General features: G+C 64.3%; 15 protein-coding genes. All 15 read right to left on the bottom strand.

Annotated features, from left to right (window positions below; all coding sequences use genetic code 11):
* Positions 1-46: 46 nt before the first annotated feature.
* Complete coding sequence (gene atpG / locus JMF86_RS00475) at positions 47-922, bottom strand: F0F1 ATP synthase subunit gamma (protein ID WP_006482709.1); 876 nt, start codon at positions 920-922, stop codon at positions 47-49.
* A 69-nt stretch (positions 923-991) separates the two neighbouring features.
* Positions 992-2,533, bottom strand: coding sequence for a F0F1 ATP synthase subunit alpha (gene atpA / locus JMF86_RS00470; protein ID WP_006477285.1), 1,542 nt, complete (start codon positions 2,531-2,533; stop codon positions 992-994).
* A gap of 44 nt (positions 2,534-2,577) precedes the next feature.
* A complete protein-coding gene (locus tag JMF86_RS00465) occupies positions 2,578-3,117 on the bottom strand; it encodes a F0F1 ATP synthase subunit delta (protein WP_006477284.1) in 540 nt (179 codons plus the stop codon).
* Positions 3,118-3,119: 2 nt separating this feature from the next.
* The gene (locus tag JMF86_RS00460) at positions 3,120-3,590 is read right to left on the bottom strand and encodes a F0F1 ATP synthase subunit B (protein ID WP_006477283.1); all 471 of its coding nucleotides are present in this window, start codon (positions 3,588-3,590) and stop codon (positions 3,120-3,122) included.
* Positions 3,591-3,719: 129 nt separating this feature from the next.
* Positions 3,720-3,989, bottom strand: coding sequence for a F0F1 ATP synthase subunit C (atpE, locus tag JMF86_RS00455; protein ID WP_006482730.1), 270 nt, complete (start codon positions 3,987-3,989; stop codon positions 3,720-3,722).
* Between the two features lie 75 nt (positions 3,990-4,064).
* Positions 4,065-4,916 carry a F0F1 ATP synthase subunit A gene (gene atpB, locus JMF86_RS00450; RefSeq protein ID WP_006477281.1) on the bottom strand — a complete coding sequence of 284 codons (852 nt, stop codon included), beginning with the start codon at positions 4,914-4,916 and terminating at the stop codon, positions 4,065-4,067.
* 110 nt (positions 4,917-5,026) lie between these two features.
* Positions 5,027-5,551 carry an ATP synthase subunit I gene (locus JMF86_RS00445; protein ID WP_006477280.1) on the bottom strand — a complete coding sequence of 175 codons (525 nt, stop codon included), beginning with the start codon at positions 5,549-5,551 and terminating at the stop codon, positions 5,027-5,029.
* 565 nt (positions 5,552-6,116) lie between these two features.
* Positions 6,117-7,247 (bottom strand): SLC13 family permease, encoded by a 1,131-nt coding sequence (locus JMF86_RS00440; protein WP_175810053.1) that lies wholly within the window; start codon positions 7,245-7,247, stop codon positions 6,117-6,119.
* A gap of 10 nt (positions 7,248-7,257) precedes the next feature.
* Positions 7,258-8,151, bottom strand: a complete 894-nt coding sequence (locus tag JMF86_RS00435) for a ParB/RepB/Spo0J family partition protein (protein WP_011546803.1) — start codon at positions 8,149-8,151, stop codon at positions 7,258-7,260.
* Between the two features lie 31 nt (positions 8,152-8,182).
* Positions 8,183-8,962: a ParA family protein gene (locus tag JMF86_RS00430; protein WP_011546804.1), complete on the bottom strand. Its 780-nt coding sequence runs from the start codon at positions 8,960-8,962 to the stop codon at positions 8,183-8,185.
* A gap of 51 nt (positions 8,963-9,013) precedes the next feature.
* Entirely contained in the window at positions 9,014-9,700 is a 687-nt protein-coding gene (gene rsmG / locus JMF86_RS00425; RefSeq protein WP_027808854.1) for a 16S rRNA (guanine(527)-N(7))-methyltransferase RsmG, read from the bottom strand.
* Entirely contained in the window at positions 9,697-11,667 is a 1,971-nt protein-coding gene (gene mnmG, locus JMF86_RS00420; protein ID WP_201316668.1) for a tRNA uridine-5-carboxymethylaminomethyl(34) synthesis enzyme MnmG, read from the bottom strand. Before mnmG ends, rsmG begins: the two co-directional genes overlap by 4 nt.
* Before the next feature lie 533 nt (positions 11,668-12,200).
* Positions 12,201-12,956, bottom strand: a complete 756-nt coding sequence (locus tag JMF86_RS00415) for an ABC transporter ATP-binding protein (protein WP_011546807.1) — start codon at positions 12,954-12,956, stop codon at positions 12,201-12,203.
* Positions 12,956-14,740, bottom strand: coding sequence for an ATP-binding cassette domain-containing protein (locus JMF86_RS00410; RefSeq protein WP_011694017.1), 1,785 nt, complete (start codon positions 14,738-14,740; stop codon positions 12,956-12,958). Before JMF86_RS00410 ends, JMF86_RS00415 begins: the two co-directional genes overlap by 1 nt.
* Before the next feature lie 4 nt (positions 14,741-14,744).
* Positions 14,745-15,800 (bottom strand): branched-chain amino acid ABC transporter permease, encoded by a 1,056-nt coding sequence (locus tag JMF86_RS00405; RefSeq protein WP_054928206.1) that lies wholly within the window; start codon positions 15,798-15,800, stop codon positions 14,745-14,747.
* Between the last annotated feature and the right edge of the window lie 154 nt (positions 15,801-15,954).

Below are 15,954 nucleotides of genomic sequence, written 5' to 3'. Positions count from 1 at the left end.
GATTCTTTACTCGCGCAAAGGCGCAGTTGTCGTCCCGGGCGCGCGCTTAAACAGCGGCTGCGCCGCCGACGATCTCCGACAGTTCTTTCGTGATCGCGGCCTGACGGCTCTTGTTGTATACGAGCTGCAGTTCGCTGATCACCGTCTTCGCGTTGTCGGACGCGGCCTTCATCGCGACCATGCGCGCCGATTGCTCGGACGCCATGTTTTCCGCGACGGCCTGGTACACCAGCGCCTCGACGTAACGCACGAGCAGTTCGTCGACGACTGCCTGCGCGTCCGGCTCGTAGATGTAGTCCCACGACGTCGCCGGCGTACCGTCATCGGCTTCGAAGTGGTCCGACGACAGCGGCAGCAGCTGCTCGATCACGGCTTCCTGCTTCATCGTGTTGACGAAGCGCGTGTAAGCGATATAAACCGCCGACAGCTTGCCTTCCGAGTACAGATCGAGCTGCGTCTTCACGGCGCCGATCAGCTTGTCCAGGTGCGGGGTGTCGCCGAGGTGCACGACCTGCGACATCACCTTCGCGCCGAAGCGGTTCAGGAACCCGAGGCCCTTGCCGCCGATCGCGGTGGCTTCGACCTTCTGGCCCTTCTCTTCCAGCTCCTTGAACTTCTGCACCGTCGCACGCAGCACGTTGGTGTTCAGACCACCGCACAGACCCTTGTCCGTCGTGACGAGGATGATGCCGGCCGTCTGCGCGCCGTCGTTCGCCACCATGAACGGGTGACGGTACTCGGGGTTCGCACGGCTCATGTGCGCGGCGATGGCACGGACCTTGTCTGCATACGGACGAGCGGCGCGCATGCGTTCCTGCGCGCGACGCATCTTCGATGCAGCCACCATCTCCATCGCCTTCGTGATCTTGCGCGTGTTCTGCACGCTCTTGATCTTGCCGCGAATTTCCTTCATTCCAGCCATAGCTTGCTCCTTGACCAAGGCGGCGCGGGCGCATCAGCACCCGCGCGGCCTCAGTGTGTCACTCGCGGATCAATAGGCACCGGACTTCTTGAAGGCTTCGATCGCCGAGCGCAGCGCGCCTTCGTCGTCCTTCGAGAGATCCTTGGTGTCTTCGATGCGCTTGATGAGGTCAGCGTGGCTGGTCTTCAGGTTGTCGCGCAGGCCCTTCTCGAACGGCAGCACTTGCTTGACGTCGAGATCGTCGAGGTAGCCGTTGTTCGCGGCGTACAGCGACACGGCCAGTTCCCAGACCTGCAGCGGCTGGTACTGCGGCTGCTTCAGCAGTTCCGTCACGCGGCGGCCGCGCTCGAGCTGCTTGCGGGTCGCTTCGTCGAGGTCCGATGCGAACTGCGCGAATGCGGCCAGTTCACGGTACTGCGCGAGGTCGGTACGGATACCGCCCGACAGCTTCTTCACGACCTTCGTCTGCGCGGCGCCACCGACACGCGACACCGACACGCCGGCGTTGATTGCCGGGCGGATGCCTGCGTTGAACAGGTCGGTTTCCAGGAAGATCTGGCCGTCGGTAATCGAGATCACGTTCGTCGGAACGAACGCGGTCACGTCGCCAGCCTGCGTTTCGATGACCGGCAGTGCCGTCAGCGAGCCGCTCTTGCCCTTCACTTCGCCGTTCGTGAACTTCTCGACGTACTCTTCCGACACGCGAGCCGCACGCTCCAGCAGACGCGAGTGCAGATAGAACACGTCGCCCGGGTACGCTTCACGGCCCGGCGGGCGGCGCAGCAGCAGCGAGATCTGACGGTATGCCCAGGCCTGCTTGGTCAAGTCGTCATAGATGATCAGCGCGTCTTGGCCACGGTCGCGGAAGTATTCGCCCATCGTGCAGCCGGCGTACGGTGCCAGGTACTGCATCGCAGCCGAATCCGACGCCGAAGCGGCGACGACGATCGTGTATTCCATCGCGCCCGTTTCTTCGAGCTTGCGAACCACGTTCATGATCGACGAAGCCTTCTGGCCGATCGCGACGTAGATACAGATCAGGTCCTTGCCCTTCTGGTTGATGATCGCGTCGAGCGCCACCGCGGTCTTGCCGCACTGACGGTCGCCGATGATCAGCTCACGCTGGCCACGGCCGATCGGCACCATCGCGTCGATCGACTTGATGCCCGTCTGCACCGGCTGCGACACCGACTTACGCCAGATCACGCCCGGGGCGATCTTTTCGATCGCGTCGGTCAGCTTCGCGTTGACCGGGCCCTTGCCGTCGATCGGGTTGCCGAGCGCGTCGACCACGCGGCCGACGAGTTCCGGGCCGACCGGGACTTCGAGAATGCGGCCCGTCGTCTTGACGATGTCGCCTTCCGAGATGTGTTCGTATTCGCCGAGAATCACCGCGCCGACCGAGTCGCGCTCGAGGTTCAGCGCGAGACCGAACGTGTTGCCCGGAAACTCGAGCATTTCGCCCTGCATCACGTCCGACAGGCCGTGGATACGCACGATACCGTCGGTCACGGAGATCACGGTGCCCTGGTTGCGAACGTCTGCGCTCGCTTCAAGGCCCTGGATCCGGCTCTTGATCAGCTCGCTGATCTCAGAGGGATTGAGTTGCATTATTCGCTCCTGATAGTCAATTCTGTTGCGTGCCGGCGTGGCGCTCAGGCGGTCAAGGCAGCCTGCATCGATGCGAGGCGCGCGCGAACCGAGGTGTCGAGCACTTCGTCGCCGACCGTCACGCGCACGCCGCCGATCAGCGACGAATCGACTTCGACCGTCGGTTTCAGCTTGCGCTTGAACTTGCGTTCGAGGCCCGAGACGAGACTGTCGAGATCCGCGCCGTTCAGCGGGAACGCGCTCACGATCTCGGCGTCGGCTGCGCCTTCACGTTCGTTCTTGAGCGCCTCGAACTGCTCGGCAATTTCCGGCAGCAGCGCGATGCGATGATTGTCGACCAGCATCTGCACGAAGTTCTTCGCTTCGGCGCCGGCCGCGACGGGCGACTTCACCGCAGCAAGCAGCAACTCGGCTACTTGCGTGCGCGTCACCTTCGGGCTCGACGCGACCGACAGTACTTCCGGCAGACGCGCAACCTGGGCCAGCTCTTGCACGAGCGTGGACCAGGCGGCGATGTCACCGCCCTCGGCCACGCGGAACAGCGCTTCTGCGTAAGGGCGGGCGATGGTTGCAAGTTCGGCCATGATCAGAGCTCGGCTTTCAGTTGATTCAGCAGTTGGGCGTGGGCCGTTTGATCGACTTCGCGCTTCAGGATCTGCTCGGCGCCCTTCACGGCCAGCGCGGCGACTTCGCCACGCAGCGCTTCGCGCGCCTTCACGATTTGCTGTTCTGCTTCCGCCTTCGCCTGGGCGACGATGCGGGCGGCTTCAGCCTGGGCGTTGGCCTTGATTTCCTCGGCGACCGCCTGGGCACGCTTTTCAGCGTCGGCGATGCGCTGCTGGCCGTCGTTGCGGGCCTGCGCGAGTTCCTGGTCCACGCGCTTGTGCGCTGCGTCGAGTTCCGCCTTGCCCTTCTCCGCGGCGGCGAGGCCGTCGGCGATCTTCTTCGAACGTTCGTCGAGGGCGTTGATCAACGGCGGCCACACGAATTTCATCGTGAACCACGCGAGGACCAGGAACACGACCATTTGCGCAAACAGAGTTGCGTTGAGATTCACGGTGTTTCCTTATCTGCTATTCCGGAAAAATGAAACGGTAAGGCGCTCATCGAGTTGCATTCGATCAGCGCCCCAAGTCTCCGTTCCGCCCTGCGCCGGCTCACGCCGGACGCATATTTCCGAGGAACCTTAGCCTGCGAGCTTCGACAGGAGCGGGTTCGCGAACGCGAACAGCATTGCGACACCAACGCCGATCAGGAATGCAGCGTCGATCAGACCAGCCAGCAGGAACATCTTCGTTTGCAGCGGGTTGATGAGTTCCGGCTGACGTGCGCAGGCTTCGATGTACTTGCCACCCATCAGCGCGATACCGATACAGGCGCCGATTGCACCCAGGCCGATGATGATGCCGATACCGATGGCGGTCAGACCCTGGATGTTGGCGATGTAAGCTTGCATGATCACTCCTTTGTGAAAAGACTTGGAACTGAGATTTAAAAAACTAAAACGAAGACTCTTTGTTGCACGCCACGCTTAGTGCGTGTCGTGCGCCTGGCCGAGATACACCAGCGTCAGCATCATGAAAATGAATGCCTGCAACAGAACAATCAGAATGTGGAAGATTGCCCAGACGCTACCCGCGATCACATGACCAACGAAGCCGAGGAACGTTGCGTCGCCACCGAAGCTCCACATGCTGCCGAGCAGGGCGATCAACAGGAACAACAGCTCACCCGCGTACATGTTGCCGAACAGCCGCATGCCGAGCGAAACGGTCTTTGCAACGTATTCGACGATGTTGAGCGCGAGGTTCGGGATCCACAGCGCCGGGTGGCCGCCGAACGGCGCCGACAGCAGCTCATGCGCAAAGCCGCCCGCGCCCTTGATCTTGATGCTGTAGTAGATCATCAGGACGAACACGCCGAGCGCGATGCCGAGCGTGCCGTTCAGGTCGGCCGTCGGGACGATGCGATGGTGGGAAATCACGTCCGACAGACCGAGCAGGCCGATCACGCGGCCCGGCAGGTCGACCGGGAGGAAGTCGAGGGAGTTCATCAGCGCGACCCACACGAACACCGTGAGGGCGAGCGGCGCGATGAAGGTACGATTGCCGTGGACGATGGCCTTCGACTGGTCTTCGACCATTTCGACGAGCATCTCGATCGCGCACTGGAAACGGCCCGGCACGCCCGACGTCGCCTTGCGGGCGGCCAGACGCAGCAGGACGATCGTCACGATGCCGCAAACGATCGACCAGAACAGCGTGTCGAGATTCCAGACGTGAATGTCGAAAATCGACGTCTGATGCGAGGTGGAGAAATTCTGCAAGTGGTGCGCAATGTACTCGGACGGATCCGGACCGCGCGTGCCTTCGCTAGCTGCCATATCGTTAATGCCACCCAAATTGTCGAAAATCGTTTTGCCCCGTTCCGCAACACGCTATTGCGGGAACGGGCCGGTGCGGTTCGTTGTCGAAACCGCACGCTGCTTGTTCCTTACCGCCAGGCCAGCGCGATCCAGTACGTCTTCAGCACGACGAGGTACGTGACGAGGAACGGCACCCAGTGCACGCCGGCCCAGCCGAACGCCACCGCGGTGAACATCCCGATCGTCAGAGCCAGTTTCAGGGCTTCGCCCATCACCCAGCTCATCACGGTGGCCGAGCCACCTGCCTTCAGTCGTGCCACGAATACCGCACTGGGCACCCAGCCGATCGCTCCGCCCAGAAACGCGGATTGCGCAGCGGCGCCCGGCGACTTCGAAAACAGCCACCACGCCAGCGTTGCAACCAGGGACAGGACCACTTGCGCGAACACCACCTTGTAGGGGGTCACGCGCGAGGGCTTGCTCACGTTCGGGCCAAACAGCCTTTCGGCCTCGGCCCGCGTCAGCGGAACGATGTTGTTATCTTGCTGCTCGACATCCCAGTCATCGTCGGATTCACGCCGCGCGCCAACCGCCGAAGCGGTGCGTTGCGTGCGCTGATCATCGTGCCTGTCGTCCGGCGCCTGACCCGCCATCGCAATCTTCCGCAGAATCCTTCAAACCGACCCCAAGCTTTCTGAAAGCTTTCAGGGGTGCCTAGCTAACAAATCCGGGCGATTGTAAGCGATAGTTGCAAGTGATTCAAGGCTTTAGACGCGACAAAAACCTGCATAAAACGACGCCTCATGATGTGAAAAAACGCCCGATTCGACGACGTACGATGACAGTTGTAAGGTCGGTTTTTCGCACCGGTATTTCCTGCGCGAAAAAGTCCGGTGACGGGGTAAATGGCGGGGAAACGATGCCTGATGCGGGCCAGGCGGAAGCGGTGCGATCGCCGCGGGAAATGGGCTGCAAGCGAACCATCTCGAATGACTCGGCGCAACGCGGCGGAACAAGCAACGCGCGGCGACCGGACCACCACGCGCGACGCATGAAATTCGCCGGATGTTCGCGCATCGATTCATCCAATCAGTTGTCGCGCCGCCACAGATGTTCGACTGTGAGTTGCGGCACTTATCAACAATCCTGATCACTGCGCACGCTGTGCGCCCTGCCCGTCACCCGAGCGGCATGCCTGTGCCGCACGCACCGGCTCGCTCAACCGTGCATGAGCAACCACGCACCGAGCGCCGCGCTCACCAGCGCGAACGGAATCGAAACGAGGTGGAACGGCAGCCACATGCGCGGCTCCTTCGCGAGACGCACTGCGATCAGGTTCGCGAGCGAGCCGATCGCGAAACCGAAGCCGCCGACCGATACGCCGAACGCAAGCGCGCGCCAGTCGTGCGTGAACTCCGACAGCAGGATCGCGGCCGGCACGTTGCTGATCACCTGTGACAGCACGGCGCCGGCGGCATAGACGCGCAGCGGCGAATCGAGTTGCGCGTGCGCGATCGCGTCGTGCACGACGGGCAGCGCAGCCGCGCTGCGCAGCACGACGAACATCAGCACGAAGATCAGCAGCAGCAGCCAGTCGATCTTCAGGACTGCGTCACGTTTGACGGCGAATAGCACGATGGCGACACCGACGAGGCCCGGCAGCGGATGGTGCGCATCGGCGAGCAGCACGAACGCGGCGAACAGCACGGCCGCGATCAGCGCGTGCATGCGCTGTACGGGCAACGCGGCGGCGTCGCCCGACAAGTCGAGCGGCTTCGCGCGAAACATCAACGCGGTCAGCACGAGCAGCAGCGCCATCAGCGCGAGGGCGAGCGGCCCGAGCGTGACCACGAAACGACCGAACGACACGCCGCTCAACTGCCATAGGAAAAGATTCTGCGGATTGCCGAGCGGTGTCGCGACGGACCCCGCGTTGACGGCCAGCGCGACGACGATCACGAGCCGCCGGAACGGCAGCGGTGTCAGCGCGCGCAGCGACACCATCAACGGCACGACGACGAACAAGGCGACGTCGTTGGTGAGCCACATCGACAGCACGGCGGCGAAGCCGACGAGCAGCATCGCGAGCCCGCGTTCGGAATGCACGTGATGCACGATGCGATGCGCGAGCCACATCAGGCAGCCGGACAACTCGAGCGCCTTGGTCAGCATCAGCAGGCCCGCGAGCGTCGCGACCGTCTGCCAGTCGACGCGTTCGGCCAGTACCGAAAATGGTTGCGGACGCACCCATTGCAGCACGATCAGCCCAAGCGCAAGCACCGACAGCACCGGTTCCTGCGCAAGCCAGCCGAGCCACCGGCGCGGTGCCGGTGCACCCGTTTGCTCCATGGCCGGCCCGTTATTCTTCCGTTGCGACGTTGCCGCGCAGTCGCGCGAGAATGCCCTCGAGTGCATCGAGGTTGCCGAAGTCGATCAGCACCTGCCCTCGCCCGCGGCGGCCCAGCTTGATCTTCACCGTCGACGCGAGCAGGTCCGACAACTCCTCTTCGAGGCGACGCGTATCGCGGCCGCCATCGTCCTTCGCACGCGCCTTCACGGCCGGCGCTTCCTTCGTCGTGTGCGAGACGAGCTTCTCGGTCTCGCGCACCGACATGCGCTTGTTGACCACCTGATGCGCGAGCGTGATCTGCGTGGCCGCGTCGACCGCGAGCAGCGCGCGTGCGTGCCCCATGTCGAGATCGCCGGCCAGCAGCATCGTCTGCACCGGCGATGCGAGGTTAAGCAGGCGCAGCAGGTTCGATACCGCGCTGCGCGAACGGCCGACCGATTCGGCCGCCTGTTCGTGCGTGAAACCAAACTCGTCGAGCAGGCGCTGGATACCGTGTGCCTCTTCGAGCGGATTCAGATCCTCGCGCTGGATGTTCTCGATCAGCGCCATCGCGGCGGCAGCCTGATCGGATACGTCCTTCACGAGCACCGGCACTTCATCGAGGCCGGCCAGGCGCGCCGCGCGGAAACGCCGCTCGCCCGCGATGATCTCGTATTTGTCTGATGAAATGGGCCGTACCAGGATCGGCTGCATCACGCCCTGCGCGCGAATGCTGGCCGCGAGCTCCTGCAAGCTGCCCTCGTCCATCCGCGTACGCGGCTGGTACTTGCCGGCTTGCAGCTTGCCGAGCGCGAGCGTGTTCGGTGCCCCTTCGATCTTCACCGCTTCGGTGATATCGGCACTGCCGCCGAGCAGCGCTTCGAGGCCACGTCCCAAGCCCTTCTTCTTTGGTACCGCGTTCATGTCTTTCTTCCTCGCTTCGCTCATGTCCGGATCACGACACCTCGAACGCGCGCACGCGCTCGATCATTTCGGCACCGAACTGGATATACGCTTGCGCACCGCGCGAACTGCGGTCGAACACGACGCCCGGCAACCCGTAACTCGGCGCTTCCGCCAGGCGCACGTTGCGCGGAATCACCGCGTCGAACACCTTGTCGCCGAAGTGCGCTTTCAGTTGATCGGAGACTTGCTGCTGCAGCGTGATGCGCGGGTCGAACATCACGCGCAGCAAGCCGATGATCTTCAGGTCGCGGTTCATGTTCGCGTGAACCTGCTTGATCGTATTGACGAGGTCCGACAGCCCTTCCAGCGCGAAGTACTCGCACTGCATCGGGATCACGACGCCATGCGCCGCGCACAGTCCGTTCAGCGTCAGCAGCGACAGCGTCGGCGGGCAATCGATCAGCACGAAATCGTAGTCGTCGGCCACGCGCTCGAGCGCGGCCTTCAGGCGGCGCTCGCGGTTGTCGATGCTGATCAGTTCGATCTCCGCGCCGGACAGCTCACGATTGGCGGGAAGCACGTCGTAGGTGACGCCCTCCGGACGCACGCGCGCATCGGCCACCGACACGCCGTCGACCAGCACTTCGTACACGGTCGCTTCGCAGGCGGCCTTGTCGATCCCGCTGCCCATCGTCGCGTTGCCCTGCGGGTCGAGATCGATCAACAGGACTCGTTGCTCCTGCGCTGCAAGGCTTGCGGCGAGATTGACCGATGTCGTCGTCTTGCCGACGCCCCCCTTCTGGTTCGCAACGCAGAAGATCTTTGCCATCGTTGGTGTGTTCCCTTTACCTTCAAACAAACGGCGCGCTACCGCGCGCCTTCAATTCGCGTCGTCGACGGCCACTTCGAACAGATGCCGCTCCGCATCGAGCATCGGCACCGCCAGCCGGATCGTCTGCGTGACACGGCTGCCTTCCGGCAACCGCGCAATCTCGTCGTCCGGGTGAACGCCCTTCATCGCCCAGATCGAACCGCCCGGCGCGACCAGATGTCGAGCAAGTTTAACGAAGTCGGACAGATCCGCGAAAGCGCGGGATACGATCATGTCGAATTTTTCCGGCACTTCGACACCCGGTTGCAGCGATTCGACCCGCCCGGTGACCACCGACAGGTTCGCGAGCTTCAGCTCTGCGCGCATCTGCGTCTGGAAGGCAGACTTCTTCTGCACGATATCGTTCAGCGTGACCTGCCAGCCCGGCTCGACGATCGCGAGCACGATACCGGGCAGCCCGCCGCCCGAGCCGACGTCGAGCACGCGCGCCGACGTACGGCCGCGCAGATGCGGGACGATGGAAAGCGAATCGAGGATGTGCTGGATCAGCATCTGCTTCGGGTCGCGGATCGCGGTCAGGTTGTAGACCGCGTTCCACTTGCCGAGCAGCGCGACATAATCGAGCAACTGGTTGCGTTGCGTATCCGTCAGCGTGAGGTCGAGCGCCGCCGTACCTTCGACGAGCATCCCTTCCAGTACGTCCCGATTAACCGCCGGCGCGCGACGCGCCGTCATTGTTGCGTCGGGACGGCGCCGTCCCCCTGCTCCGCGGCCTCTGCCGCCGTACCGTTACGGCGGCCCAGGCCGCGACGCTTCAGGTGCACCATCAGCAGCGAGATTGCCGCCGGTGTGACGCCCGAGATACGCGACGCCTGCCCGATCGTTTCCGGCCGGAATTCGTTGAGCTTCTGGCTCACCTCGAATGACAGGCCGCGCACTTCGCGGTAATCGATACCGTCCGGCAGACGTGTGTTCTCGTTCGCGTCGTTGCGCTCGATTTCGGACGCCTGACGCTCGATATAGCCCTGATACTTGATGCCGATCTCGACCTGCTCCTTGATCTGCTCGAGCAGCACCGGATCGTCCGCCAGCGGCTCCGCGGGGCCGCACTCGCCGCCCTTCAGTCCGCACACGCCGTCGTAGCTCACGCCCGGCCGACGCAGCAGTTCGGCGAGGCTGTACTCGTGATCGATCGCCTTGCCGAGCAACGCCGTCGCTTCTTCCGCCGGCAGCGTCTTCGGCGTGACCCAGGTCGACTTCAGGCGTTCGGTTTCACGTGAAACAGCGTCGCGCTTCCGGCTGAATGCGTCCCAACGCGCATCGTCAACGAGCCCGAGCTCGCGGCCGATTTCGGTCAGACGCATGTCGGCATTGTCTTCGCGCAGGCTCAGGCGATACTCGGCGCGGCTCGTGAACATGCGGTACGGCTCGGCCACGCCGCGCGTGACGAGATCGTCGACCAGCACGCCCAGATAGGCCTGATCGCGACGCGGGCACCACGCATCCTTCTCCTGCACGTAGCGGCCCGCATTGAGGCCGGCCAACAGCCCCTGCGCCGCCGCTTCTTCGTAGCCGGTCGTGCCATTGATCTGGCCCGCAAAGAACAGCCCATTGATCGCCTTCGTCTCGAGCGACGCCTTCAGCGCGCGCGGGTCGAAGTAGTCGTACTCGATCGCGTAGCCGGGGCGCAGGATGTGCGCGTTCTCGAGGCCGGGCATCGAATGCACGAGTTCGAGTTGGACATCGAACGGCAGGCTGGTCGAGATCCCATTCGGGTAGAACTCGTGGGTCGTCAGCCCTTCCGGCTCGAGGAAGATCTGGTGCGACTCCTTCGAGGCGAACCGGTGGATCTTGTCCTCGATCGACGGGCAATAGCGCGGGCCGACGCCTTCGATCACGCCTGTATACATAGGCGAACGATCGAGACCGCCGCGAATGATGTCGTGCGTGCGCTCGTTCGTGTGTGTGACCCAGCACGGCAGCTGCTGCGGATGCTGTTCAGCGCGGCCCAGGAACGAAAACACGGGAATCGGATCGAGGTCACCCGGCTGCTCGTCGAGCTTCGAGAAGTCGATCGTGCGACCGTCGATACGCGGCGGCGTACCGGTCTTCAGCCGGCCCTGCGGCAGCTTCAGCTCCTTCAGGCGCGACGACAGCGACACGGCCGCCGGATCGCCCGCGCGACCGCCCGTGTAGTTGTTCAGGCCGACGTGGATCTTGCCGTCGAGGAACGTCCCGGCCGTCAGCACGACCGCGCGAGCGCGAAAGCGGATGCCGATCTGCGTAACGGCGCCGACCACGCGGTCGCCTTCGACCATCAGGTCGTCGACAGCCTGCTGGAACAGCCACAGGTTCGGCTGATTTTCGAGCCGATGGCGGATCGCGGCCTTGTACAGGATACGATCGGCCTGAGCGCGTGTCGCGCGCACGGCCGGGCCCTTCGACGAATTGAGGATCCGGAACTGAATACCGCTTTCATCCGTCGCGGCGGCCATTGCGCCGCCGAGCGCATCGACTTCCTTGACCAGATGGCCCTTGCCAATACCGCCGATCGACGGATTGCAGCTCATCTGCCCAAGCGTTTCGATGTTGTGGGTCAGCAGCAGTGTCTTCGCGCCCATACGGGCCGACGCCAGCGCGGCTTCCGTGCCGGCATGGCCGCCACCGACGACGATGACGTCAAATTCTGTGGGAAAAAGCATGGTGGATTCCGTACGCGGAGCTGCGCACGAACCTATCAGAGAAATGTATGGGCCGAATTATAGCGGGTTCGCTTTTCACCCGAAGGCCATCCGAATGGTAGGGCCTGTGCATTTGGGCGTTTTTTTCGCTGTGAGCGAGCGGATTTGTCGTTCCGAGCCGCCGTGGCAATGCTTCGCGCGGTTCAATGCACATCTTCGCGCCTGTGCAAAAACCGGAGTACTAGCCCCCAACAGGCGTGGAACGCCTGACTCGACCCGGCGCCTGTGCCCGGCACAAGAGGCGAACGCGATGCCCTGTGCCCCTCATCCACACAGCATTTCTGTCGATTGTCCGGGCGCTTATCCACCGAGATGCGGTGCGTCGCCCAGCCTGCGGGGGCCTAACAGCCGGCACCGCACAGCGCTTCCGATTGTTCCCGCATGACTTATCCCCGGCCTTGAACCGTCGAAGCCTCGACACTCGTGGCTCACAAACAAAAGCGGCGTGTTTCACGTGAAACACGCCGCCCGTTTCCCGCCCACCGCGTCACCAATCAAGCCGTCTTCTTCGCCAACCCCAGATACGTCTCGATCACCTGCGGATTCTGCGCAAGCTCGGCCGCCGGCCCTTCCAGCGCAAACTCGCCCGTCTCCAGCACGTAGCCGTAGTCCGAGATCTGCAACGCAGCCCGCGCGTTCTGTTCGATCAGCAGCGTCGCCACGCCCGTACCGCGCAACGCGCTGATGATATGAAAGATCTCCTTCACGATCAGCGGCGCCAGCCCGAGGCTCGGCTCGTCGAGCATCAGCAGGTCGGGCTTGCCCATCAGCGCACGGCCGACCGCCAGCATCTGCCGCTCGCCGCCGGACAACGTGCCGGCCGCCTGCCTGCGGCGCTCCTTCAGCCGCGGAAACAGCGCGAACACGTGATCGAGCTGATCGAGGAAGTTCGATTCCCCCGCCTGCTTGCGCCGATACGCGCCCAGCACGAGGTTGTCTTCGACCGTCATCGTGCTGAACAGCTCGCGCTTCTCCGGTACGAGGCACATGCCGCGGGCGACACGCTGCTCGACCGGCAACGCGCCGACGTCGTTGCCGCGATACACGACCGCGCCCGACGCATGCCCCGTTACCGGCAGCGCCCCCATGATCGCGTTCAGCAGCGTCGATTTACCGGCGCCATTCGGGCCGATCACGCTGACGATCTGCCCCGCCCCGACCTTGATTGCGGCCCCGTGCAGCGCCTCGACCTTCCCGTACCGCACCGCCAGCCCGCGCACTTCGAGAATCGGCATCGTCGTGTCCGTCATCACTCCACCCCGCCCAGATACGCTTCCAGCACGGCCGGGTCCTGCTGCACATCCTGCGGCAGCCCTTCCGCGATCCGCGTGCCGAATTCCATCACCACCAGCCGGTCGGTGAGATTCATCACGAAATCCATGTCATGTTCCACGAGCAACACGCTCATGCCTTCGGCCTTCAGCCGCCGCAGCAGGTCGGCGAGTTGCTGTTTCTCCTGGTAACGCAGCCCCGCGGCCGGTTCGTCGAGCAACAGCAGCGTCGGATCGCAGCACAGCGCCCGCGCGATTTCGAGAATCCGCTGCTGGCCGAGCGCGAGACTGCCTGCTTCGTCGTACATGTGCTTCTCGAGCCCGACGCGGCGGATCTGGCGCGCGGCTTCGGCCAGCAACTGCGCTTCCTCGTGCGCATTGAGCCGCGCGATGCTGCGCCACACGCCGGTATGACCACGCAGGTGGGCGCCGATCGCGACGTTCTCGAGCACCGTCATCGCCGGCAACAGCTTCACGTGCTGGAACGTGCGACCGATGCCGCGGCGCACGATCTGACGCGACGTCAGCCCGTCGATGCGCTCGCCACGGAACGTGATCGCACCGCCAGTGGGCCTCAGCACCCCGGTCACGAGGTTGAACGTGGTCGACTTGCCCGCGCCGTTCGGGCCGATCAGCCCGATGATCTGCCCCGCTTTCACGTCGAAGCTGACGTCGTTGACGGCCACCAGCCCGCCGAACTGCTTGCGTGCGTTGTCGACGACCAGCAGAGGCTCGCCGGCCACGGGTTTCGCGCGCTGCGGCAGCGGGTCGGCCTGCTCCGGCACATGCGCGCGCGGTCCGCGCGGGAACAGCCTCGCGACGAACGGCCATACGCCCTGGCGCGCGTACTGCAGCAGCAGCACCATCAGCACGCCGAACACGATGATTTCGAAGTTGCCTTCCGAGCCGAGCAGCTTCGGCAGCAGCGTCTGCAGGTAGTCCTGCAGGACGGTCAGGATCGCGGCGCCGAGCACCGCGCCCCACACGTGCGACACGCCGCCCACCACGGCCATGAACAGGAATTCGATCCCGTGGTTCAGGCCGAACGGCGTCGGGTTCACCGCGCGTTGCAGGTGCGCGTACAGGAAGCCCGATACCGCCGCGAGCACGGCTGCGTAGACGAAGATCACGACGCGCATCCACGCGGTGTTCACGCCCATCGCCTCGGCCATCACGCCGCCGCCGCGCAGCGCGCGGATCGCGCGACCCGGGCGGCTGTTCAGCAGATTCTGTACCGACACGATCGCGGCCAGCACCACGGCCCAGATCAGGAAATACAGGCTGCGGCCGCTCTCGAGCACGATGCCGAACAGGTTCAGCGCCGGAATCCCGTTGATCCCGTCGTACTTGCCGAGCAGTTCGAGGTTGCCGAACAGGTAGAACAGCGCGAGGCCCCACGCGATCGTACCGAGCGGCAGGAAATGCCCGGACAGCCGCATCGTCACGGCGCCGAGCACGAGCGCGACGAGCGCCGTCAGCACGACGCCGACGATCAGCGCAAGCCACGGCGACACGCCGTAGCGTGTCGTCAGGAACGCAGTCGCATACGCGCCGATGCCGACGAACGCGGCCTGCCCGAAACTCGTCATCCCGCCGACGCCCGTCAACAGCACGAGCCCGATCGCGACGATCGCGTACAGGCCGATGTAGTTCAGCAGCGTGATCCAGTACTCCGGTACCTGGAGCGCGCCGGGTAGCACCGGCAGCGCGAACAGCACCACGAGAAACAGCCAGAAGGTCTTGTTGCGTACCATCGTCTTCATCGCGTCACTCCTCTTCCTCTTCCGCATGCGGCGTCACGAAGCTCCGCCACAGCAGCACCGGAATGATCAGCGTGAACACGATCACCTCCTTGTAGGCGCTCGCCCAGAACGACGAATACGATTCGAGCACGCCGACGAGCAGCGAGCCGGCGGCCGCGAGCGGATAGCTGACGAGCCCGCCGATGATCGCGCCGACGAAGCCCTTCAGCCCGATCAGGAAGCCCGAGTCGTAGTAGATCGTCGTCAGCGGGCCGACGAGGATCCCCGACAGCACGCCGAGCCCCGCCGCGAACGTGAACGCGAGCCGCCCGGCTTCGGTCGTGCCGATGCCGACGAGCCGCGCGCCGAGCCGGTTCACCGAGGTCGCGCGCAGCGCCTTGCCGGCGATCGTGCGGCCGAAGTACACGTAGAGCGCACCGATCAGCACGAGCGCCGTGACGACGACCAGGACGCTCTGCACCGACACAGTCATGCTGCCGATCGCGAGCGACGCGTCCGAGAACCCGTTGGTGCGCGAGCCTTCCGCGCCGAACATCACGAGGCCGAGGCCGACCATCGCGAAATGGACGGCCACCGACACGATCAGCAGCAGCAGCGTCGTGCCTTCGGCGATCGGCTGGTACACGAGCCGGTAGACGAACGGCCCCATCGGCACGACGATCGCGAGCGTCAGCGCGATCTGCGCGAGCATCGGCATCGGCTGCGCGGTGAAGCTGCGCGTGATCGCGAACACCGCGAGCGGCAGCAGGATGTAGCGGCTGCCGAGCGTCGCGAGCGTGCGGCCGAGCTGATGGCGGCGTTCGCGATGCCGGATCAGGCCGCCGACTTCGAGCAGGAAGCACGCGATGCCCATCACGAACAGCAGCCAGCAGGTGGCGGGGAATTTCTGCGCCTGCAACGCGGCGAGCGTCAGCGCACCGTAGGCGACGAACTCGCCCTGGGGAATGAAGATCACCCGCGTGACGGAAAACACCAGCACGAGCGCCAGCGACAACAATGCATAAATGGCGCCGGTCGTGATGCCGTCTTGCGCGAGGATCGCCGCAATCGAGAGATCCATACGTTTCGTGTATCGAGAGAAGGCTGCGGAGAAACGAAAGGCGGAAACGGCCGGGACGCGCGCGACGCGATCGGCACGTCGCGCGCCATGCGGCGGGCCCCGGTGGTTCCAGGCGGCACGGCGGCGGCCATGAGGCGCACCACCCTGCCGACGG

The sequence above is a fragment of the Burkholderia sp. E168m15 genome (assembly GCF_016586105.1).
Taxonomy (GTDB): Bacteria; Pseudomonadota; Gammaproteobacteria; order Burkholderiales; family Burkholderiaceae; genus Burkholderia; species Burkholderia orbicola.
This window is presented reverse-complemented; position numbering and strand designations above follow the sequence as displayed.

Coding starts and splice junctions, on each gene's coding strand:
- JMF86_RS00440 (WP_175810053.1), bottom strand. CDS start 7,247: ATGGAGCAAACGGGTGCACCGGCACCGCGCCGGTGGCTCGGCTGGCTT.
- JMF86_RS00415 (WP_011546807.1), bottom strand. CDS start 12,956: ATGACGGACACGACGATGCCGATTCTCGAAGTGCGCGGGCTGGCGGTG.
- atpB (WP_006477281.1), bottom strand. CDS start 4,916: ATGGCAGCTAGCGAAGGCACGCGCGGTCCGGATCCGTCCGAGTACATT.
- atpE (WP_006482730.1), bottom strand. CDS start 3,989: ATGCAAGCTTACATCGCCAACATCCAGGGTCTGACCGCCATCGGTATC.
- JMF86_RS00405 (WP_054928206.1), bottom strand. CDS start 15,800: ATGGATCTCTCGATTGCGGCGATCCTCGCGCAAGACGGCATCACGACC.
- JMF86_RS00465 (WP_006477284.1), bottom strand. CDS start 3,117: ATGGCCGAACTTGCAACCATCGCCCGCCCTTACGCAGAAGCGCTGTTC.
- atpA (WP_006477285.1), bottom strand. CDS start 2,533: ATGCAACTCAATCCCTCTGAGATCAGCGAGCTGATCAAGAGCCGGATC.
- JMF86_RS00410 (WP_011694017.1), bottom strand. CDS start 14,740: ATGAAGACGATGGTACGCAACAAGACCTTCTGGCTGTTTCTCGTGGTG.
- JMF86_RS00445 (WP_006477280.1), bottom strand. CDS start 5,551: ATGGCGGGTCAGGCGCCGGACGACAGGCACGATGATCAGCGCACGCAA.
- mnmG (WP_201316668.1), bottom strand. CDS start 11,667: ATGCTTTTTCCCACAGAATTTGACGTCATCGTCGTCGGTGGCGGCCAT.
- rsmG (WP_027808854.1), bottom strand. CDS start 9,700: ATGACGGCGCGTCGCGCGCCGGCGGTTAATCGGGACGTACTGGAAGGG.
- atpG (WP_006482709.1), bottom strand. CDS start 922: ATGGCTGGAATGAAGGAAATTCGCGGCAAGATCAAGAGCGTGCAGAAC.
- JMF86_RS00435 (WP_011546803.1), bottom strand. CDS start 8,151: ATGAACGCGGTACCAAAGAAGAAGGGCTTGGGACGTGGCCTCGAAGCG.
- JMF86_RS00430 (WP_011546804.1), bottom strand. CDS start 8,962: ATGGCAAAGATCTTCTGCGTTGCGAACCAGAAGGGGGGCGTCGGCAAG.